Source organism: Flavobacterium arcticum (assembly GCF_003344925.1).
Taxonomy (GTDB): domain Bacteria; phylum Bacteroidota; class Bacteroidia; order Flavobacteriales; family Flavobacteriaceae; genus Flavobacterium; species Flavobacterium arcticum.
Genome location: NZ_CP031188.1, coordinates 1 through 19,256, shown reverse-complemented (window position 1 = coordinate 19,256; position 19,256 = coordinate 1). Strand labels below are relative to the sequence as shown.

Genomic DNA, 19,256 nt, shown 5'->3' with positions numbered 1-19,256 from the left:
ATATTCTTCATCTCGCGATGCTACACTCAGAATGAAAAAAGGTAACATTAAAAATGTTATTATAATAAGTGCTTTTGTGCTTTGTATGACGAACGTACTAAAGCGCCACTTTCTACATGGCGGAAACCAAGATCGAGACCTATTTCCTCATATTTTTTAAACTGATCTGGGGTAATAAACTCTTTTACAGGAAGGTGTTTTTTACTTGGTTGCAGGTATTGCCCTATGGTAAGTACATCTAGTTTTACATCGCGCAGGTCATGCATGGTTTGTATTACTTCTTCTTCTGTTTCGCCAAGCCCAAGCATAATACCCGATTTTGTACGGTTAATGCCATTGTCTTTCAGGTAGCGTAATACCTCAAGACTACGCTCGTATTTTGCTTGTATGCGCACCTCTCGAGTAAGTCTTTTTACAGTTTCCATGTTATGCGAAACTACTTCGGGTGCTACCTCAATAACACGGTCTATGTTTCTTTCTATACCTTGAAAATCAGGTATAAGTGTTTCAAGTGTAGTGTTTGGGTTCATTCTTCGGATAGCTTTAACGGTTTCTGCCCAAATAATAGAGCCACCATCTTTAAGGTCATCACGATCTACACTGGTAACTACTGCGTGTTTTATGTTCATAATCTTTATAGAACGCGCCACTTTTTCAGGCTCATCCCAATCTACTGTTTCAGGTCTTCCGGTTTTAACACCACAAAAACCACACGAACGTGTACAAACGTTACCCAGTATCATAAAGGTTGCAGTACCCTCGCCCCAGCATTCGCCCATATTAGGACAACTACCCGAGGTACATATAGTGTGTAGGTTGTATTTATCTACAAGCCCGCGAAGTTCAGTATATTTTTTACCTGTAGGGAGTTTTACTCTTAACCATTTTGGTTTTTGAGTATATTGTCCTTTTACGGCAGTTGGTTTTACGGTATCTAAAATGCTTTCCATGCTCAAAACTTTAGAAGGCAAAGATAACGTTTATTTATGGATTTGCCGAAAACTTGCTTTTTATGTAAGGCTTAAAAAAAGCTCCCTTTTGGGAGCTTTTTGTTATTTTATATTAAGAGTTATCGGGAGGTTATAGGCAGTTCTTACTGCTTGACCTTTCATTTTACCCGGTTTCCATTTTGTTCTAATTGATTTTAAAACGCGTATAGCTTCTTTACCAGCTCCATAACCAGGGTCGCGCAATACTTTTATATTAGACATAGTTCCGTCTTTTTCTACTACAAAAGATATATATACTTTTAGTGTAGTCGCATTTCCTGTTTCAGGTATATTAAATTCTCTACCCACTTTTCTATAAAACTTTTCGATACCTCCAGGGAACGAAGGTGCTTCATCAAGAATTGCCAGATTAACTGCTTCGCCTGTTCCGTTAGGGTCTGTTCCTGTTCCAGTACCGCCTTCTATACCATTATGGCTTGTTACTCCTGTAGAAAAGTTACCACTACCATCGCCCTCACTTGTAACGGATGAAGTTTGTGTTGTATTTACTTGCTCAGTAGTAGGTGTTTGAATTACAACAGGTGTAGAAACCGCTTCAACAGGTCGAAACCTTATTGTTGGCTCAGGTGTTACGGGTGCAGCTGCTGCGGGCTCCTCGATTATTGGCTCAGGTTTAGCCGGTTCGGGTTTAGGCTCTTCAGGTATTTTATATATGCTTTCATCTATGATTTTAGGCTCTATCAGCGTTGGTCCTGAATTATCGCTAACAATAGGTTCTTGAGGGTTAAAATAATTTATAGCAGCAGGTATGCTTACTAATGCTAAAATTAACGCAATACCTGTAATTAGTGCAATAATGGTAGTTCTTGATTCTTGTTGGCGTAGCTGATAGGCACCATATTGTTTATTTCGACCTTCAAATACAAGGTCAATCCATCCTTGATTGAAAACGTTTACTTTTGACATAATAATATGATTTAGGTTGATTAATAAAAGATATATTACTAAAACGTTGTAGTGGTTTAATTTATTGTAAGTAAAATCATAAAATACTGAAAAGTAAGGATGCTGTATTTTTATTAGATAATTATGTATAGTGTGTTTTAGTTACACTATATAAAAGGAGTGTTTAACAATCTTCTTTTTTATTTTTGATAATCTCGGCAAGTAATTTTTTGGCTCTTAGCAGCTTTACTTTTATGTTATTAAGTGGTTCGCCCACCTGTTCTGCAATTTCCTGATAGCTCAGTTCTTGAAAATAACGAAGCTGTATTACTTCTTGATATTGTGGTTTTAGTTTTTTAATACACTCTAATAAACTAGAAAGGTTTTGTTCTTGTATTAGTTCATCTTCTGCCGAAAGTGAATCGTCAGCAATATTATAGGCTCGCCTGTCGTCATCTTCGCTAATGTCTATAAATAAAGAGGATTTCTTTTTGCGAAGCATATCTATATGTGCGTTTTTCGCAATAGATATTAACCATGTATTAAAAGCATAATCAGGATTGTAAGTTGCAATCTTATCAAAAGCTTTAGCAAAAGTTTCTATAACAATGTCTTCTGTATCGGTTTCATTATGAGTGCGTTTTAGCATAAAACCATATACTTCATTCCAAAAAAAATCAAGCAGATAGGTAAAGGCAACTTGATCGCCTTTTTGGGCTTTTTCTATGTTGCTTTGTATAAGTTGTGAATTTATTTCCAATGTACTGGTTTTGAAAACAGATTGGTAAAGAAAACATTAATCTTTGTCAAGATAAGGATTATTTCTATAATAGGAAACCAGTATATTACATCTTTTTCTTTTAGTTTAGAGGCACTATAGCCTATAGTTAACCAAGCAACTAAGTAGCGAAGGGCAATTACAGGGACTAAAAATTCCCAGTCGAATTGAAAAGAGAGTAACACAACTAGTAATGTAAAAAACAGTACCTGACTTATAGTATAAAGTCTTAGTTGTAATTTATCGAATGTCTTAAAGAATGTAGTGGTATAGTTATGCCTGCGCTTTTGTGCAAACCACTCTTTAAATGTTTTTTTAGCTTCACAATACGTAAAACTCTCGGGAGAAAAACAAACGGTAGTATTTTTTTTAATTGCTGCTTGGTTAATAAATAAGGCATCTTCTCCTGTACGAACATTCATATGTTCTATAAATCCGTTTACTTTAAAAAAATCTTCACGCTTGTAAGCAAGGTTTCTGCCTTCGCCTGTATAAGGTTTGCCTAGTTTTGCCCAAGCAAAATATTGCGTTGCCATAAGCACAGAGTCAAATCGGATAATTTTATTAAGGAAAGAGTTTTTTACTTTTTCATATCCTCCATAACCTAGCACTATAGTTTTATTTAGGGTAAACTGCGAACTCATTTGTGTAATCCAGTCAGTAGTGGCAGGGTAGCTGTCAGCATCGGTAAAAAGTAGGTATTCTTTACTTGCTGCTTTTATGCCTAGCGTAAGGGCATATTTTTTATTGCCCCAAAAGGCTTCGTTGTTTTCTACTTTTACGAGCTTTATATTACTGTATTGTTTTTCAAATTCCTCAAATATATCGAGTGTTTCATCGGCAGAGGCATCGTCTATTAATACAATTTCAAAATCAGGATAGTTTTGCGCAGCTAGTAGTGGTACAAACTGTTTTACCTTTTCGGCTTCATTTTTAGCACATACTATTACCGAAACGGGTATTTTCTTTGGGGTTACAGGTTTAGATTTAGCAAAAGCAAATTTTCCGAATATACCTAAGTAATACATCAGTTGTAGTGCAGTAACACCAACAAACACATAAAAAATAATGGTTAGCATATAGGCTTTTCCTGTTTGAATTGTATCGGCAAATTTACATCCAATTATTAATTTGTGCTATAAAAACTTTTAAATAATATTAACTTCTGCTTCTATATTGATGCCAAAGTTTTTATATACAGTATGCTGTATTTTTTTGGATAATGCTAAAAGCTCCTGTCCTGTAGCCCCACCATAGTTTACTAATACTAATGCTTGCTTGGCGTGTATACCTGCATCGCCAAAGCGTTTTCCTTTAAAGCCGCTTTGCTCTATAAGCCAGCCCGCAGGTACTTTTACCTCGGTATCCGATAGTATATAATGTGGCATTAACGGGTGGTTTATATATACTTTTTCAAATTCTTCTTTAGCTACTATAGGGTTTTTAAAGAAACTACCACTATTACCTAGTTCTTTTGGGTCGGGTAGTTTATTTTGCCTTATGGCTATAACGGCATTACTTACATCTTTAATGGTAGGTACTATTATACCTTTATCAATTAATTTATCGGTAATATCGCCGTATGATGTATTTATCTTATGATTGGTTTTGGTAAGTTTAAACGTAACCGAAGTGATGATATATTTACCTTTTAGCTTGTTTTTAAAAATACTTTCACGATAGCCAAATTCACATTCTTCTTTAGTGAAAGTAACAAGTTCTTGGGTTGTAATATTCATAGCTTGACACGAAACAAAAGTATCTTTTATCTCTGTGCCATAAGCCCCAATATTCTGGATAGGGGTAGTACCTACATTACCAGGTATTAACGATAAGTTTTCTAGCCCACCATAATTATTGTCTATACAGTACAATACAAACTCATGCCAGTTTTCGCCAGCCATAGCTTCGACATATACATGGTTGTCATCTTCTTTTACAATTCGTTTACCTTTTAAATTTACGTGAATAACAAGCGCATCAATATCTTGAGTTAGTAGCATATTGCTACCACCGCCTAGTATAAATAGTTTTTTATTGCTACTTTCTTTTAGTACTTGGCTAAGTGCTGCTATGGTATGTGTTGCTACAAATTCTTTAGCAAAAGCACTAATGCCAAATGTATTGTATGATTTAAGTGGGTGGTGTGTAAGTATCTCCATTAGATGATTTTTGCAATGGCGCAAAAGTAAAGTTTTATTCGGTAGTTAGTGCACGGTTTATAAATTCGACTAATGGTTTTAATACCAGTAGTTTTTTTGATGTATTTTCTATAAAATTATTACTCATAAGCTCTTTGTCGTCTAGCTTAGAAACGGCAACAAAACTTTTTAGTTTTAGAAATTCTATAGCAGGGTGATTTTTATCATAATCTTTGGGCGATGTTTTCAAGCTGTTATTCTCAGTGCGTTCTAGTTCGTTATATAATTTTTTAAATTCTTTATTACTGATTATTGCTTCAAGGTCTTCATGAAACCCGTCTATTTCCCTACGTACTTTTTTTAAATCAGCACTGTCAGGAGAGTGTATGCCTCCAGCTATAAAACTTGCTCCTTTTTCGATGTGTATATAATATCCGCCTAAATTGGTGTTTTTACTACCTGCCGAAAGCCAAATACCCATATTGGTTTTGTAAGGTGATTTGTCTTTGGCAAAACGGATATCTCTATTAATTCGAAATGAACAGTTCTTAAATTCAAGATGTTGTAACGATTCATCGCCTTTACTCATCTCGGATATAAAAGCCTCAACAGTATTTTTATAAGCTTTTTTATATTCGGCATAACGATCTTGATGTGATTGAAACCAATCGCGATTGTTATTTTTTTTCAGGTCTTCGAGAAACTCAAATACGTGTTGTGGTAGCATAGTTTTAAATTTTATTTAAAAATAAATATTTAATCTTAGATACTTGTTAAAAATTAAAAAGTGTATAACTCTGGTGTGTGGCTTTTACAATTTCTTCAGTTCGCTCTGGGTGTGTATCAGTAATAAATATTTGCCCAAAGGTTTTATTATTTATCATCTGTACTATCTTGGCAACACGGGTTTCGTCGAGTTTGTCAAAAATATCATCAAATAGTAGTATGGGCGACACTCCGCTTTGTTTTTTTATAAATTCAAATTGCGCTAATTTTAGTGCAATAAGAAATGATTTTTGTTGTCCCTGCGAACCAAACTTTTTTATAGGGTGCTCATCTATTTCGAACGAGAGGTCATCTTTATGAATACCTACACTTGTATATTGTAAAACACGGTCGCGTTGCAGGTTCTCATCAAGCAATGTACTAAGACTTTTATCGTGTAATTGACTTTGATAGCCTAGGTTTACATTTTCTGCTTGTCCTGTAATGGTTTCATGATGATGGTTAAAAATGGGTATAAAATCTTCTAAAAACCGTTTCCGTTTTTCAAAAATACTATGTCCTAGTCCGTTTAACTGCTCATTGTATATTGAGAGCGTATCTTTATCAAAAGTATGGTTTAGCGCAAAATATTTTAGTAAAGCATTACGCTGCGAGAGTACTTTTTGATAATTAATGAGTTGTTGCAAGTAGGGTGCATCGAGTTGCGATATAACACTATCTATAAACTTACGGCGTGTTTCGCTGCCCTCTAAAATAAGGTCGTTGTCAGATGGCGATATTATTACGAGTGGTATAAAACCAATATGCTCAGAAAGTTTGTCATAAGGTTTCCCGTTTCGCTTCAATACCTTTTTCTGCCCTTTTTTTAAACTACATACAATATTTTCTGTTCTGTCGTTTTTTTCGAAGGTACTATCTATCACGAAGAAATCTTCGCCATGCCTAATGTTTTGTACTGCTAACGGATTAAAATAGCTCTTACCATAAGCAAGATGATAAATAGCATCGAGCACATTAGTCTTGCCTACGCCGTTTTTTCCGACAAAACAGTTTATCTTAGCGTCAAATTCATAATCTGACTCTACAATATTCTTATAATTAAGGAGGGATAATTTCTTTAAGTACATTTGAAAAATGGCTTCTGATTGTGAGAACCTTGTATAAAAAGGAGGTGTTTTTTAAAGAACGTGCAAATTATCGAAAAATAACGACAAAAAGATATTTTAATTTTCAATAAAAATTTTATTTTTGCGACTCACTAAAATAATATAAATGGCAACTTACAACAAAAGAGGATATAAAGCTCCGAAACCGAAAGAGGTAAATGATGTAGAACCTACAGAAGAAGGTTTTGATGGTCACAGCACAACGGAAGAAGTTTTTGATTCGTTAGACCAAGGTGCGTCAAAAACTGAAGAATGGGTTGAAAAGAACCAAAAACCAATCTTCATTGTAGTAATTGCCATAGCAGTTGTAACAATTGGTTATATGTTATATAGCAAAATGTTGGTAGAACCTAAAGAAGATGAAGCTGCTAATGAAATGTTTCAGGCAGAACAATACTTTGATCAAGCAGTTAATTCTCAAACTGCAAAAGATTCACTATTTAACCTTTCTCTTAATGGTGGCGAAGGTAAATTAGGCTTTTTAGGAATTATAGAGAACTATTCAGGGACTGATGCGGCTAACCTTGCACATTATTTCTCTGGTATGGCTTACCTTAATACAGGTAAATATAAAGATGCTGTAGCTCAGTTTGATGCTTTTAGTACAGATGATGATATCTTGAAAGCAATGGCTACAGGTGCTACAGGAGATGCTTTTGCACAACTAGGGCAAAATGAAGATGCGCTAGAGTATTACGTGAAGGCTGCAAATGAAAGTAAAAATGAACTTACTACGCCACGTTTTCTATTTAAAGCAGGCGAAGCAGCATTAGCGTTAGATAAAAAAGCTGAAGCTTCAAAACACTTTAAAGAAATTAAAGATAACTATAGTACATCTCAAGAAGGTGTTAGTATAGATGCTTATATTGCAATGACAGAAGATTAGTATGGCAACAGCAAATAAAAATTTATCATACTACGATAAAAACACAATCCCAAGCGCGAAAAATTTTCGGTTTGGGATTGTTGTTTCTGAGTGGAACAGTAACATTACTTATGCACTCTGTAACGGTGCTATTGAGGCATTGTTAGAAAATGATGTTAATGAAGCTGATGTGATTCGATGGGATGTACCAGGTAGCTTTGAACTTATTTATGGTAGTAAACGCATGATAGAGACTCAAAATGTAGATGCGGTTATAGTTATAGGTAGTGTTATACAGGGCGAAACCAAGCATTTTGATTTTGTATGCGAAGGTGTAGCACAAGGTATTAAAGACCTTAATGTACAAACAGATGTTCCTGTTATTTTTTGTGTACTGACAGATAATAACTTACAACAAGCTATAGATAGGAGCGGAGGAGTACACGGTAATAAAGGTACAGAGGCTGCTATAGCTGCGATAAAAATGGCTTACCTGAGACAGCAAACAGCATAATAATAGATACATATACTATAAACCCCTCTCCAGATTAAGGAGAGGGGTTTGTGTTTATAGCAAAAACTGATAAATATTTTGCTGATGTAGTGTTATATGGTTGTAGCTATGGTATAATTTTCTATTTTTATAACGACTAGACTAGCTTAATTATATATGAACAGACTGACATCATTATTTAATCTTCATGATGGTGAAGACGACAGAGAAAAGGTTTTTGAAAGCGTAAAAAAGAACATTAGTTATAGAGGTGCTAACCTTTGGATACTTGCTTGTGCTATTATTATAGCGTCGGTAGGGCTTAATGTAAACTCTACAGCAGTGATTATAGGAGCGATGTTAATATCGCCACTTATGGGGCCTATTGTAGGGGCGGGTTTCGCATTAGGGGTATATGATTTTCATTTGCTTCGAAAGTCATTAATTAACTTACTTACTTCTACAGCGGTTAGTTTAACGGTGTCTACACTTTATTTTGTGATGAGTCCGTTTAAAGATGTACAGTCCGAAATGCTTTCTCGTACATCGCCTAATATATATGATATTCTTATAGCTTTTTTTGGAGGTATAGTTGGGGTTATTGCCGTTACCCGTACTGAGAAAGGTAATCCTATACCTGGTGTAGCAATAGCCACAGCGTTAATGCCTCCGTTGTGTACGGCGGGTTATGGTTTGGCAACCTTACAATGGTCATACTTTTTTGGTGCTTTTTACTTGTACTGCATCAACTGTGTATTTATAGGTATATCTACATTTCTTATTATTAAATACCTTAATTATGCACCGCAAAAACAAGTTGATGAGCGTCAGCAAAAACAAGTAAGAATTGTTATAAGTGCACTTATCGTGGTTATGCTAGTTCCTAGTAGTTATTTAGCCTACTCATTATATAGCGAACAGCAGTTTAATAATAATACCAACACATTTATAGAAGACCATTTTACAAATAAAGGATGTACTGTAGTATATAAGAAAACCAGCTATAAGCCTAAAATTATAGAACTTGCTTTTCTCTCTACCCGATTTGAGAAAAATCAAATTGCAGGATTTAAAAAAGAGATGAATGATAATAAATACCTTAGAGGGGCAGATCTTATAATAAGACAAGATACTACCGATAGGCTAAGTGTACTGAAAGGAGATATCCTCAACGAAATTAAAAGTGATAAAAATGAAGTAAATCAAAAAGACCTTCGTATAATTCAGCTTGAAAATGAAATAGCTAAGAATACTTTTGATAATAAACAGATGCTGAAAGAAGCTCATGCTATATTTCCTGCTATAACATCGTTATCAGTATCTAATCATACTATGGTAACAGAGAAGGACAGTGCTGTAGCTGTTACTGCCGTTATTTATGAAAGTATAAATAATAAGAATTTGCCTATAGAGCAAAAAGAAAAGCTCACTAATTGGCTTAATGAGCGATTATCTGTTAGGAATGTAGCAATTTTCAGGCGAGAGGAAATTATACCTACCCCGCCCGAAATTACAGTACCACAAGACTAAGCTATAGCTGCGTCTTTTTTCTTTTTCTTTTTGTTGTACATATTTAAAAGTAGGTAACCACAAACACCCGAAATTACAGACGCTATTAATATTGCAAATTTAGCTTCGTTTTGGTAGGCAACACTTTTAAAAGATAGTAGAGCTATAAATATAGACATTGTAAAACCAATACCTCCTAAAAGACCAAGACCAAGTACATGTGTCCAGTTTGAACCAGATGGTAACTGGGCTATTTTTAGTTTAACAGATAGCCATGACATTAAAAAGATACCTACAGGCTTACCTAAGAATAATCCTAATATAATACCTAATCCAAGGTTGGTACCCAACCCTTCTAGCATACCATCTTCAAAAGTAATGTTAGTATTGGCTATTGCAAATATTGGCATTATTAAGAAGTTGACAGGTTTAGCAAGCATGTGTTCTAGTTTTTCTAGTGGCGATTCCTTATCATCTGGTGTGGTAGGTAATGTAAGTGCAGTAAGTACCCCTGCAATTGTAGCGTGTATACCTGAATGGTGTATTAAGTACCACATAACCATACCAGGAATAATATAAAAAGCGATATGTTTTAGTCCCATACGGTTAAATGCAATAAGGAGTACAAAAACACCTCCTGCATACATAAGGTAGGTAAGGTCTAAATGGCTGGAGTAGAATATAGCAATAACCAGTATTGCCATAAGGTCATCTACAATAGCAAGTGCTGCAAGAAATACTTTAATACCTGGTGGTACTTTGTTACCTAACAGCGAAAGGATTCCCAATGCAAAGGCTATATCGGTAGCCATAGGGATACCCCAACCGTGTACAGTATCGGGTTCGGAGATGTTAAAGAATGTGTATATAAGTGCAGGTACTAGTACACCCCCTATAGCAGCCAAAACGGGTAGTGATGCTTGTTTTAAAGAAGAAAGCTCACCTTCTATTATTTCCCTTTTTATTTCGAGTCCCACTAAAAGGAAAAAGATAGCCATAAGCCCATCATTTATCCATAATATAACAGGGTAGCGCAAGTGTACAGTATCGCTGCTATATCCTATTTTAGAACTTAGGAAGTTAGTAAAATTGTCTGCTAAGCTAGTATTTGCAATAGTAAGTGAAATTACTACACAAATAAGGAGGATAATACCCCCTGCTGATGAAGAACTGAAAAATTCTTTAAACGTTCTGAGATTGATTAGTTTTGCCATGTCGCAAAAATACGAAATCAAAATATTTTTCCACCCCTAATTTTAGTAGGTATAATCTCATTTAAGGAGATTTTAACAGTTATATTTTTATATTAGGTTATGAAAGGGCTAACTTGCATTTTTTGTAAAATTAAATCTTAAAAATGATAAAAATTCAAAAATATTCCGTAAAAGAGCCAATGTCGATTGAAGAGCAGGAAAATGTGGTCAATTTTCTATTTACAAGCCTTGAGGAATATGGAGACCCTAAAAATGACATTAATAAATGTATTAATTATGCTATGAATAAACTTTCTGATGATAGAGAAACAGGAGGTGCTGTTATAGTGGCAACAATTGAAGAAAAATTAGTAGGTGCTGTTATACTTAACGAAACTGGTATGGGAGGATATATACCCGACAATATTTTGGTGTATATTGCTACAGATGCTAACCATAGAGGGCAAGGCATAGGTAAAAAACTAATGCGTGAGGCTATTGATAGCGTTAATGGAGATATTGCCTTACACGTAGAACCAAATAACCCTGCAAAAAAATTATACGAAAGTCTTGGGTTTACTAATAAATATCTCGAAATGAGATTTAAACAGACAAAATAATGGCTTTTATAACACTTGATGCTGTCAAGCTAAAGAAGAACTTTGATTATTTAAACAATTTTTTTAAACAAGAAGGAATTGATTGGTCTGTTGTAACCAAAATACTATGTGGCAACAGGCAGTATTTATCTGCACTTTTAGAGATGGGTATAAGTCAATATTCTGATTCTCGAATAAGTAACCTAAAGGTTATTAAGAACATAGATAAAAACGCGCAGACAATTTATATAAAACCACCTGCTAAAGGGGTAATAGGAGAAGTTATTAAGTATGCTGATATTAGTATGAATACTGATTTCCGTACCATAAAAATGCTCTCTAAAGAAGCACAGAAACAAGGTGTTACCCACAAGATTATTATAATGATAGACCTTGGCGAACTACGCGAGGGAGTAATGCGTGAGGACTTTGTCGATTTTTATTCACGAGTTTTCGAAATGAAAAATATCGAAATTATTGGCTTAGGGACTAACCTTTCTTGCCTGTACGGTATATTACCTAATAATGATAAACTGATACAGCTTAGTTTGTATAAACAACTGGTAGAGGCTAAGTTTAATGTTAAAATTCCTTTTATATCTGGAGGTTCATCAGTAACAATACCTCTAGTTTTACAAGGACTTATGCCTAAAGGTGTAAACCATTTTCGTGTAGGCGAAACATTATTTATGGGTACAGATGTTTATAACAGTACCAAGTTTGAAGATATGGAAAATGATATTTTTAAACTGTATGCCGAAATTATTGAGCTTTACGAAAAACCAATAGTGCCTACAGGAGAACTGGGTACCAACCTAGAAGGTGAAACCTATAGCTTTGAAGAGGAAGATTATGGTAAAACTACCATTCGTGCTATTATAGATATAGGTTTGCTAGATATAGACATGAAACACCTTGACCCAACAGATGAAGCTATAAAATATTCAGGAGCTACATCTGATATGGTAGTACTTGACTTGGGTGAAAATGACAAAAAATATAAAGTAGGCGACTTAATAGAGTTTACTATGGATTATATGGGTATTGTAAGAATAATGAATTCTAAATACATAGAAAAACGTATAATCAATATGGAAAACGAAGAATCGCCTGTTACTGCTTAACCTTGTTTGTAACTACCCTATAAGTAGGGTCTTCCATAATATTTACATCAATTACAGCTTCGGCATTAGTAAGTAAACGCCTGCAGTCATCACTAAGATGGCGCAGGTGTACTTTTTTGCCCACATTACTATATTTCTCTGTAAGGCTATTTATTGTTTCTATGGCCGACATATCTGCAATACGACTCTCTTTAAAATCAATTATAACTTCATCAGGATCGGTTGCGATATCAAACTTGTCTGTAAATATTTTTGTAGAGCCAAAAAACAACGGACCATATATTTCATAATGCTTTACACCTTGCTCATCTATAAAATGGCGAGCGCGTATGCGTTTGGCACTTTCCCAAGCAAATACAAGTGCTGCTATAACAACACCTATTAATACAGCTAATGCAAGGTTATGTAGCCATACAGTTATAATAGCTACTAGTGCGCCTGTTATAATATCATGTTTTGGCATTTTGTTAACTATAGAAAAACTAGCCCATTCAAAAGTGCCTATAGCTACCATTATCATTACACCTACAAGAGCAGCAATAGGAACTTTACCAATTATAGGAGCACCAAATAGTATTATTATTAGTATGGTTAATGCAGCGATAATCCCCGCAAGTCTTGCTCGCGCCCCTGCCGAAAGGTTTACTAGTGTTTGCGCTATCATAGGGCAACCACCCATACCAAAAAAGAATCCGTTAAGCATATTGGCACTACCTTGAGCAATACATTCTTTGTTACTGTTGCCACGTGTGCCTGTCATTTCGTCTACAAGGTTTAGTGTAAGTAAACCTTCAGTAAGCCCTACGGCTGCCATAATAAGCGAGTAAGGGAATATTATTTTTAATGTTTCGATGTTAAAAGCAATATCGGGTACATGAAAAGGAGGGAAACCTCCGCTTACTGATGCGATATCTTCTACTGTTTTAGTTTCTATTCCAAAACCAAATACTACCGCAAAAACTACTATAATAGCAACTAATGATGCGGGTACAGCTTTAGTAATTTTAGGCAATAGTACTACTATACCTATAGTAAGTGCTACAAGTCCTGCCATGATATAAAGAGCTGAGCCTGATAACCAAGTAGATTCGCCATTTACAACAGTTTTAAACTGTTCTATTTGCGACATAAATATAATAACAGCAAGCCCGTTTACAAAACCATACATTACAGGGTTGGGCACAAGACGTATAAACTTTCCTAGTTTAAATATACCTACCAGTATTTGCAGTACTCCTGCTAAGGCTACTGCGCCAAATACATACTCTATACCGTGCGATTGCATAAGGGCGATAAGTACTACTACGGTTGCACCTGCACCACCTGATACCATTCCTGGTCTACCCCCAAAAACTGCGGTAACAAGCCCCATAATAAAAGCAGCATATAGACCTACAAGTGGAGGGAATCCAGCAAGGATAGCAAAAGATAAAGACTCAGGTATCATGGTCATAGCTACAGTAAGCCCCGCTAATATTTCGTTTTTATAATTTACTTTTTGAGAAAAATCAAAGAGGTTTATTATTTTATTCATGAATGCTATTTTATTTAGAATAATGCTATATGCTTAATTTTATTAAAATCAGATTAGCTTCCTGATTTCGGAGGGTATAAGTTTGATCATTACCCCTCACTTTTAATAATCGGCAAAAGTAGGGAATATATAATAAATGAGATGTATACTGTTATCTAGTTTTCTTTTATAACTAAAACTTAATATTTTGTTTTGCTGTTATTTCTTTTTATCGTAATATTGCAATATAATAATATTAGTTATGGGGATTACAAAATCGGATAAGTTTACAGAGAAGCAAAATGAGCTGGCTATTATGGCAAAAGCATTAGGGCATCCAGCACGTATAGCTATTATAGAGTACTTGCTAAAAGTGAATGCTTGTATATGTGGAGATATTGTTGGTGAGTTGCCACTCGCACAGCCTACGGTTTCACAGCACCTTAAAGAACTTAAAAATGCAGGACTTATAAAAGGGAGTATAGAGGGTACTGCTATTTGTTATTGTATTGATGAAGAGGGTTTTGGTAAAATAAAATCGTTCTTTGATTATGTACAAGACACATTGATAGAGAAGAAAAATAATTGTTGTTAAATAATAAAACTATTATAAAGATGAAATTATCAGAGATAAAAGAATATTTGGCTACAGCCGAAGCGGTAAATTTTAAGTTAATTGATGGTAGTTATGTACCAGAACATTTTCATGTTACAGAAGTGGGAGAGGTAAGTAAAAAATTTATAGACTGCGGTGGTACAGTACGCGAAGAAATAGTAGTTAACTTTCAGTTATGGGATGCGAACGATTTTGAGCATAGGTTAAAACCTGCTAAACTTCTCAATATAATTAAATTATCTGAAGATATTTTAAATATACAAGATAATGAAATAGAAGTAGAATATCAGGGTGATACTATTGGCAAATATAGTTTAAACTATGATGGTAAAGATTTTATATTAATGCCGAAGCAAACAAATTGTCTTGCGCCAGATAATTGTGGAATACCAAAAGAGAAACTAAAAGCACCTCTTGGCTATCTAAGCAAGAAGGATACATCGTGTACGCCAGGCGGAGGTTGTTGCTAATAAGTACAAATCATAATTAGTATATATAATAGTCATGAAAAAAATTTTAGTCTTGTGTACGGGCAATAGTTGTCGTAGTCAAATTGCCGAGGGATATTTAAAACATTTTGCAGGTAATAAAGCCGAAGTATATAGTGCGGGTATTGAAACACATGGTGTAAACCCTAAAGCTATTGCGGTAATGAGTGAAGATGGTATTGATATTTCGAACCATACCTCTAATAACATTGATGAGTATAAAGATATTGACTTTGATTATGTAATAACGGTTTGTGATAACGCAAAAGAAAACTGCCCATACTTCCCCTCACAAGCAGAAAAAATTCATTACAACTTTCCTGATCCTGCCAAAGCCCAAGGTACTCCCGAAGAGGTAATGGATGAGTTCCGTAAAGTAAGAGGTATGATAAAAGATTATACTAATAATTTTGTAAAAGAAAACTTAAGTTAATGAATAATTGTAACCCAACAGTTAATAGAAAAAAACTAAGTTTTCTCGATCGCTATCTTACGCTGTGGATATTTATAGCTATGGCAGTGGGTGTAAGTATTGGATACTTTTCAGATAGCGCAGGAAATTTTATCAATTCTTTTTTCAGTGGTACTACCAATATTCCATTAGCAGTAGGACTTATCATTATGATGTACCCGCCTTTGGCAAAAGTACGTTATGAGAACATTGGTAAAGTGTTTAAGAATACCAAAATACTCGGAGCATCGCTTTTACTCAATTGGGTTATAGGTCCTATATTAATGTTTGCTTTGGCAATACTGTTTTTAAAAGGTTATCCTGAGTATATGTCTGGGCTTATATTAATAGGTATTGCGCGTTGTATTGCAATGGTTATGGTTTGGAATGAACTCGCCGAAGGTAATAGAGAATATGCTGCAGGCTTAGTTGCGCTAAATAGTATTTTTCAGGTATTGTTGTATAGTGTATATGCTTATGTGTTTATTACTGTTTTACCACCGCTTTTTGGTGTAGAGGGACTTACGGTAGATATTACTATGGGGCAAATTGCTGAGAGTGTTCTTATTTATTTAGGTATTCCATTTTTTGCAGGAATTATATCGCGCTATGGGTTAATAAAGCTAAAAGGGGAGCAGTGGTATAATGAAAAGTATATTCCGTTTATATCGCCATTTACATTAATAGCACTACTTTTTACTATAGTACTAATGTTTAGCCTGAAAGGTAAATTAATAGTAGAAATACCTCTGGATGTTTTGCGCATAGCAATACCGCTTGCTATATATTTTGCTTTGATGTTTGTTATCAGTTTTATTATTGGTAAAAAAACAGGAGCAGACTATTCGCAGTCAACAGCCATATCATTTACCGCAGCAGGTAATAATTTTGAGTTAGCAATTGCTGTAGCTATAGGGGTATTTGGTATAAATAGCGGACAAGCTTTTGCAGGTGTAATAGGACCACTAGTAGAAGTACCTGCTTTAATAGCTTTGGTTAACTTAGCATTTTGGATAAAACGAAAATATTTTGGTAATGAAGTAACACCTGAGTAGTTAAAACTAAGCTTCTAATTAAACTTATGGATGATAAAAATACACGGCCTGTTATGCAGGTCGGTTTTTTCTTTCTTCCATTGCGCAACGGTTTTTGTTTTAATATACTCTGTAGGTAGAGTAATATCGGCAGCTATACACAAGTGTGTAGAAGGTTGTAAGGTATTTAAAACATCTTCCAGTAATTTATTATTTCTGTAAGGGGTTTCTATAAAAAGCTGCGATTGATTTTTACTATGCGATAATTGTTCAAAATTTTTCAGTGCACTTTTCTTTTCTCCTTTTTCGATGGGCAAGTAACCGTTAAAAGCAAAACTCTGCCCGTTCATACCACTTGCCATGATAGCTAGTAATATAGACGATGGACCTACTAAAGGGACAACCTGTATTCCTTTTTCGTGTGCTAGTTTTACAATAGCAGCACCAGGATCGGCTACACCAGGGCATCCTGCTTCGCTCATCAAACCTACATTTTTGCCTTCAAGACAAGGTTGTATAAAACCACTATGTTCTGATGATTCTGTGCGTTTATTGAGTGTAAACAGTTTTAGTTCGGGTTGTTTTTTGGTAGGGAGTATCGCTTTTATAAAACGACGTGCCGTTTTTTCATTCTCAACAATATAGTAATCTATAAACTCAATAGAACGTGCTACTGTATCGGGCAATACCGTTGTAGGATCAGCATCTGGTCCTAAAGGAACAGGAAGTAAATAGAGTTTACCTATAGTTGTCATTAGTGTTTTTTTAATAAATTATTAGCAACAATAGTGCAAGCTTCATCAAGCATATCATATACTTTTTCGAACCCATCGTTACCACCAAAGTATGGGTCGGGTACTTCTGTACCTTGTTCTGGGTATAAGGCATCCATCATTAATGATATTTTGGCTTTGGTAATATTATTAGGAGCAAGTTTTGCTACATTATTATAATTAGATGTGTCCATTACATAGATGTAGTCAAACTTTTCAAAGTCCGAAACTTTAATTTGTCGTGCTCTTTGATGAGTAATATCTAAACCACGATTTTTTGCGGTAGCTATAGAGCGTTTATCAGGTTGTTGCCCTGCGTGCCAATCGCCTGTACCTGCCGAATCTACAATAAATTTTTCTTTAGGTAGTTTAGATTGTAATATGCCTTCTGCCAATGGAGAGCGACAAATATTACCCAAGCATACCATTAAGATATTGACCGCCATTATACCGAAAGTTTCTTGTTGATATCTTCAACAAATTTTTTGAATTGTTTATCTGTAGAGACTAAGTTATCTACTGTTTTGCATGCATGTAGTACTGTAGCGTGATCACGAGAACCTATTTGAGAACCAATGTTTGCTAATGATGATTTGGTGTACTTTTTTGCGAAAAACATAGCAAGTTGTCTTGCCTGTACCACGTGGCGTTTTCTGGTTTTAGATTGTAATGTATCTACATCGAGTTGGAAATAATCTGAAACTACTTTTTGTATATAGTCTATAGATATTTCGCGTTTTATGTTTTTTACAAATTTTTCTACTACCTGTTTTGCAAGATCAATAGTTACTTCGCGGTGGTTGAAAGAAGATTGCGCTATAAGCGATATAATAGCACCTTCTAGTTCACGAACGTTACTTTTTATGTTTTTTGCCACATACTCTACAATATCATCAGGTATCTCTACACCATCTCTAAACAATATATTGTTTAGTATTGATACTCTTGTTTCATAATCTGGCTGATGTAATTCGGCAGAAAGTCCCCATTTAAATCGAGACAATAGTCGTTGTTCTATATCCTGCATGTCTACAGGAGCTTTGTCTGATGTAAGGATTACCTGTTTTCCGTTTTGGTGCAAGTGGTTAAAGATGTGGAAAAATACATCTTGTGTACCTGTTTTACCCGAAAGGAATTGTACATCATCTATAATTAGTACATCGATAAGCTGATAGAAATGAATAAAATCATTTCGTGTATTACGCTTAACAGAGTCTATATATTGTTGTGTAAATATCTCTGCAGAAATATAAAGTACTGTTTTGTTTGGGTACTTGTCTTTTATCTCTACACCTATAGCATGGGCAAGGTGGGTTTTACCCAAACCTACGCCTCCAAATATAAGTAGCGGGTTAAATGACGTTCCGCCAGGTTTATTGGCAACAGCCATACCTGCCGATCTGGCCAACCTATTAGAATCACCTTCAAAAAAATTGTCGAAACTATAATTAGCGTTAAGTTGCGATTCTATTTTAAGATTCCTTATACCAGGAATAATAAAAGGGTTTTTTAGCTCTGGATTTTTATTGTGTAACGGAACATCTACCTCCTGTGGTTTTACGGGAGAACGATGGGCACTTGGCAACTGCTCTGTAAAGGGCTGTTTGTTACCATAAGTGTTTTCCATTTTAATTTTATAGAGTAACTTCGCACCAGTTCCTAGTTCTTTTGTTAGTGCAACTTTTAAAAGTTTTACGTAGTGCTCTTCCAGCCATTCATAAAAAAATTTGCTGGGTACTTGAATATACAATGCGTTGTCAGTAAGCTCAACAGCACGTATCGGTTCGAACCAAGTTTTGTATGCTTGATCCTGAATATTGTCCTTTATGAAAAGTAGACAGTTTTCCCATACCGATTGCGCAGTTTTAGTCATAAATCCTGATTATTAAACT

Annotated in this window: 21 protein-coding genes; 9 read left to right on the top strand and 12 right to left on the bottom strand. The window is 35.0% G+C overall.

Translation table 11 applies throughout. The annotated features are described in order from the left end of the window. Window positions 1-59 precede the first annotated feature (59 nt). From lipA to recF, 7 genes are all read right to left on the bottom strand, one after another. On the bottom strand, window positions 60-950 hold the full coding sequence (gene lipA / locus DVK85_RS00105; protein WP_114676482.1) for a lipoyl synthase: 891 nt from the start codon (window positions 948-950) through the stop codon (window positions 60-62). Between the two features lie 102 nt (window positions 951-1,052). Beyond that, window positions 1,053-1,916, bottom strand: coding sequence for an energy transducer TonB (locus tag DVK85_RS00100; RefSeq protein ID WP_114676481.1), 864 nt, complete (start codon window positions 1,914-1,916; stop codon window positions 1,053-1,055). A gap of 163 nt (window positions 1,917-2,079) precedes the next feature. Beyond that, complete coding sequence (locus DVK85_RS00095; RefSeq protein WP_114676480.1) at window positions 2,080-2,655, bottom strand: RNA polymerase sigma factor; 576 nt, start codon at window positions 2,653-2,655, stop codon at window positions 2,080-2,082. Continuing rightward, window positions 2,646-3,752 carry a glycosyltransferase gene (locus DVK85_RS00090; RefSeq protein ID WP_114676479.1) on the bottom strand — a complete coding sequence of 369 codons (1,107 nt, stop codon included), beginning with the start codon at window positions 3,750-3,752 and terminating at the stop codon, window positions 2,646-2,648. Before DVK85_RS00090 ends, DVK85_RS00095 begins: the two co-directional genes overlap by 10 nt. A 69-nt stretch (window positions 3,753-3,821) precedes the next feature. After that, window positions 3,822-4,835, bottom strand: a complete 1,014-nt coding sequence (murB, locus tag DVK85_RS00085) for a UDP-N-acetylmuramate dehydrogenase (RefSeq protein ID WP_114676478.1) — start codon at window positions 4,833-4,835, stop codon at window positions 3,822-3,824. A gap of 34 nt (window positions 4,836-4,869) precedes the next feature. Continuing rightward, a complete protein-coding gene (locus DVK85_RS00080; protein WP_114676477.1) occupies window positions 4,870-5,541 on the bottom strand; it encodes a DUF2461 domain-containing protein in 672 nt (223 codons plus the stop codon). Between the two features lie 46 nt (window positions 5,542-5,587). Further along, the gene (recF, locus tag DVK85_RS00075) at window positions 5,588-6,667 is read right to left on the bottom strand and encodes a DNA replication/repair protein RecF (RefSeq protein WP_114676476.1); all 1,080 of its coding nucleotides are present in this window, start codon (window positions 6,665-6,667) and stop codon (window positions 5,588-5,590) included. Window positions 6,668-6,812: 145 nt separating this feature from the next. Here recF and DVK85_RS00070 point away from each other — a divergent pair, with 145 nt between their 5' ends. The 3 genes from DVK85_RS00070 (at window position 6,813) to DVK85_RS00060 (ending at window position 9,594) form a co-directional block, all read left to right on the top strand. Beyond that, a complete protein-coding gene (locus tag DVK85_RS00070) occupies window positions 6,813-7,592 on the top strand; it encodes a tetratricopeptide repeat protein (protein ID WP_114676475.1) in 780 nt (259 codons plus the stop codon). A 1-nt stretch (window position 7,593) separates the two neighbouring features. After that, the gene (gene ribH / locus DVK85_RS00065) at window positions 7,594-8,085 is read left to right on the top strand and encodes a 6,7-dimethyl-8-ribityllumazine synthase (RefSeq protein WP_114676474.1); all 492 of its coding nucleotides are present in this window, start codon (window positions 7,594-7,596) and stop codon (window positions 8,083-8,085) included. Between the two features lie 156 nt (window positions 8,086-8,241). Further along, window positions 8,242-9,594: a TIGR00341 family protein gene (locus tag DVK85_RS00060; RefSeq protein ID WP_114676473.1), complete on the top strand. Its 1,353-nt coding sequence runs from the start codon at window positions 8,242-8,244 to the stop codon at window positions 9,592-9,594. Here DVK85_RS00060 and nhaA read toward each other — a convergent pair. Continuing rightward, the gene (gene nhaA, locus DVK85_RS00055; RefSeq protein ID WP_114676472.1) at window positions 9,591-10,787 is read right to left on the bottom strand and encodes a Na+/H+ antiporter NhaA; all 1,197 of its coding nucleotides are present in this window, start codon (window positions 10,785-10,787) and stop codon (window positions 9,591-9,593) included. The genes DVK85_RS00060 and nhaA overlap by 4 nt on opposite strands. 143 nt (window positions 10,788-10,930) lie before the next feature. On the opposite strand from nhaA, the gene DVK85_RS00050 reads away from it, so the two are divergent. Both DVK85_RS00050 and DVK85_RS00045 read left to right on the top strand, forming a co-directional pair. After that, window positions 10,931-11,386 carry a GNAT family N-acetyltransferase gene (locus DVK85_RS00050; protein WP_114676471.1) on the top strand — a complete coding sequence of 152 codons (456 nt, stop codon included), beginning with the start codon at window positions 10,931-10,933 and terminating at the stop codon, window positions 11,384-11,386. Further along, window positions 11,386-12,489: an alanine racemase gene (locus DVK85_RS00045; protein ID WP_114676470.1), complete on the top strand. Its 1,104-nt coding sequence runs from the start codon at window positions 11,386-11,388 to the stop codon at window positions 12,487-12,489. Before DVK85_RS00050 ends, DVK85_RS00045 begins: the two co-directional genes overlap by 1 nt. Here the strand turns inward: DVK85_RS00045 and DVK85_RS00040 are convergent. Then, window positions 12,479-14,023, bottom strand: a complete 1,545-nt coding sequence (locus DVK85_RS00040) for a SulP family inorganic anion transporter (RefSeq protein ID WP_114676469.1) — start codon at window positions 14,021-14,023, stop codon at window positions 12,479-12,481. The genes DVK85_RS00045 and DVK85_RS00040 overlap by 11 nt on opposite strands. 241 nt (window positions 14,024-14,264) lie before the next feature. Between DVK85_RS00040 and DVK85_RS00035 the strand changes: the two genes are divergently transcribed. The 4 genes from DVK85_RS00035 to arsB are packed head-to-tail and all read left to right on the top strand — an operon-like array spanning window position 14,265 to window position 16,612. After that, a complete protein-coding gene (locus tag DVK85_RS00035; protein WP_114676468.1) occupies window positions 14,265-14,597 on the top strand; it encodes an ArsR/SmtB family transcription factor in 333 nt (110 codons plus the stop codon). Between the two features lie 20 nt (window positions 14,598-14,617). Then, window positions 14,618-15,088 (top strand): DUF6428 family protein, encoded by a 471-nt coding sequence (locus DVK85_RS00030; RefSeq protein WP_114676467.1) that lies wholly within the window; start codon window positions 14,618-14,620, stop codon window positions 15,086-15,088. 34 nt (window positions 15,089-15,122) lie between these two features. Further along, window positions 15,123-15,539 (top strand): arsenate reductase ArsC, encoded by a 417-nt coding sequence (locus tag DVK85_RS00025; protein WP_114676466.1) that lies wholly within the window; start codon window positions 15,123-15,125, stop codon window positions 15,537-15,539. After that, a complete protein-coding gene (gene arsB, locus DVK85_RS00020) occupies window positions 15,539-16,612 on the top strand; it encodes an ACR3 family arsenite efflux transporter (protein ID WP_114676465.1) in 1,074 nt (357 codons plus the stop codon). Before DVK85_RS00025 ends, arsB begins: the two co-directional genes overlap by 1 nt. A gap of 14 nt (window positions 16,613-16,626) precedes the next feature. Here arsB and DVK85_RS00015 read toward each other — a convergent pair whose 3' ends face one another. From DVK85_RS00015 to dnaA, 3 genes are read right to left on the bottom strand one after another with little or no spacing between them, the layout of a single operon-like run. Next, window positions 16,627-17,346 (bottom strand): SAM-dependent methyltransferase, encoded by a 720-nt coding sequence (locus tag DVK85_RS00015; RefSeq protein ID WP_114676464.1) that lies wholly within the window; start codon window positions 17,344-17,346, stop codon window positions 16,627-16,629. Next, entirely contained in the window at window positions 17,346-17,810 is a 465-nt protein-coding gene (locus tag DVK85_RS00010; RefSeq protein WP_114676463.1) for a low molecular weight protein-tyrosine-phosphatase, read from the bottom strand. The genes DVK85_RS00015 and DVK85_RS00010 overlap by 1 nt, the downstream gene beginning before the upstream one ends. After that, window positions 17,810-19,237 carry a chromosomal replication initiator protein DnaA gene (dnaA, locus tag DVK85_RS00005; RefSeq protein WP_114676462.1) on the bottom strand — a complete coding sequence of 476 codons (1,428 nt, stop codon included), beginning with the start codon at window positions 19,235-19,237 and terminating at the stop codon, window positions 17,810-17,812. Before dnaA ends, DVK85_RS00010 begins: the two co-directional genes overlap by 1 nt. Between the last annotated feature and the right edge of the window lie 19 nt (window positions 19,238-19,256).

Bases quoted from the DNA above. Each gene is read 5' to 3' on its own strand.
- arsB (WP_114676465.1), top strand. From the start codon at position 15,539: ATGAATAATTGTAACCCAACAGTTAATAGAAAAAAACTAAGTTTTCTC.
- recF (WP_114676476.1), bottom strand. From the start codon at position 6,667: ATGTACTTAAAGAAATTATCCCTCCTTAATTATAAGAATATTGTAGAG.
- lipA (WP_114676482.1), bottom strand. From the start codon at position 950: ATGGAAAGCATTTTAGATACCGTAAAACCAACTGCCGTAAAAGGACAA.
- nhaA (WP_114676472.1), bottom strand. From the start codon at position 10,787: ATGGCAAAACTAATCAATCTCAGAACGTTTAAAGAATTTTTCAGTTCT.
- DVK85_RS00035 (WP_114676468.1), top strand. From the start codon at position 14,265: ATGGGGATTACAAAATCGGATAAGTTTACAGAGAAGCAAAATGAGCTG.
- DVK85_RS00070 (WP_114676475.1), top strand. From the start codon at position 6,813: ATGGCAACTTACAACAAAAGAGGATATAAAGCTCCGAAACCGAAAGAG.
- DVK85_RS00025 (WP_114676466.1), top strand. From the start codon at position 15,123: ATGAAAAAAATTTTAGTCTTGTGTACGGGCAATAGTTGTCGTAGTCAA.
- DVK85_RS00010 (WP_114676463.1), bottom strand. From the start codon at position 17,810: ATGGCGGTCAATATCTTAATGGTATGCTTGGGTAATATTTGTCGCTCT.
- murB (WP_114676478.1), bottom strand. From the start codon at position 4,835: ATGGAGATACTTACACACCACCCACTTAAATCATACAATACATTTGGC.
- DVK85_RS00040 (WP_114676469.1), bottom strand. From the start codon at position 14,023: ATGAATAAAATAATAAACCTCTTTGATTTTTCTCAAAAAGTAAATTAT.
- ribH (WP_114676474.1), top strand. From the start codon at position 7,594: ATGGCAACAGCAAATAAAAATTTATCATACTACGATAAAAACACAATC.
- DVK85_RS00030 (WP_114676467.1), top strand. From the start codon at position 14,618: ATGAAATTATCAGAGATAAAAGAATATTTGGCTACAGCCGAAGCGGTA.
- DVK85_RS00060 (WP_114676473.1), top strand. From the start codon at position 8,242: ATGAACAGACTGACATCATTATTTAATCTTCATGATGGTGAAGACGAC.
- dnaA (WP_114676462.1), bottom strand. From the start codon at position 19,237: ATGACTAAAACTGCGCAATCGGTATGGGAAAACTGTCTACTTTTCATA.
- DVK85_RS00050 (WP_114676471.1), top strand. From the start codon at position 10,931: ATGATAAAAATTCAAAAATATTCCGTAAAAGAGCCAATGTCGATTGAA.
- DVK85_RS00090 (WP_114676479.1), bottom strand. From the start codon at position 3,752: ATGCTAACCATTATTTTTTATGTGTTTGTTGGTGTTACTGCACTACAA.
- DVK85_RS00100 (WP_114676481.1), bottom strand. From the start codon at position 1,916: ATGTCAAAAGTAAACGTTTTCAATCAAGGATGGATTGACCTTGTATTT.
- DVK85_RS00015 (WP_114676464.1), bottom strand. From the start codon at position 17,346: ATGACAACTATAGGTAAACTCTATTTACTTCCTGTTCCTTTAGGACCA.
- DVK85_RS00045 (WP_114676470.1), top strand. From the start codon at position 11,386: ATGGCTTTTATAACACTTGATGCTGTCAAGCTAAAGAAGAACTTTGAT.
- DVK85_RS00080 (WP_114676477.1), bottom strand. From the start codon at position 5,541: ATGCTACCACAACACGTATTTGAGTTTCTCGAAGACCTGAAAAAAAAT.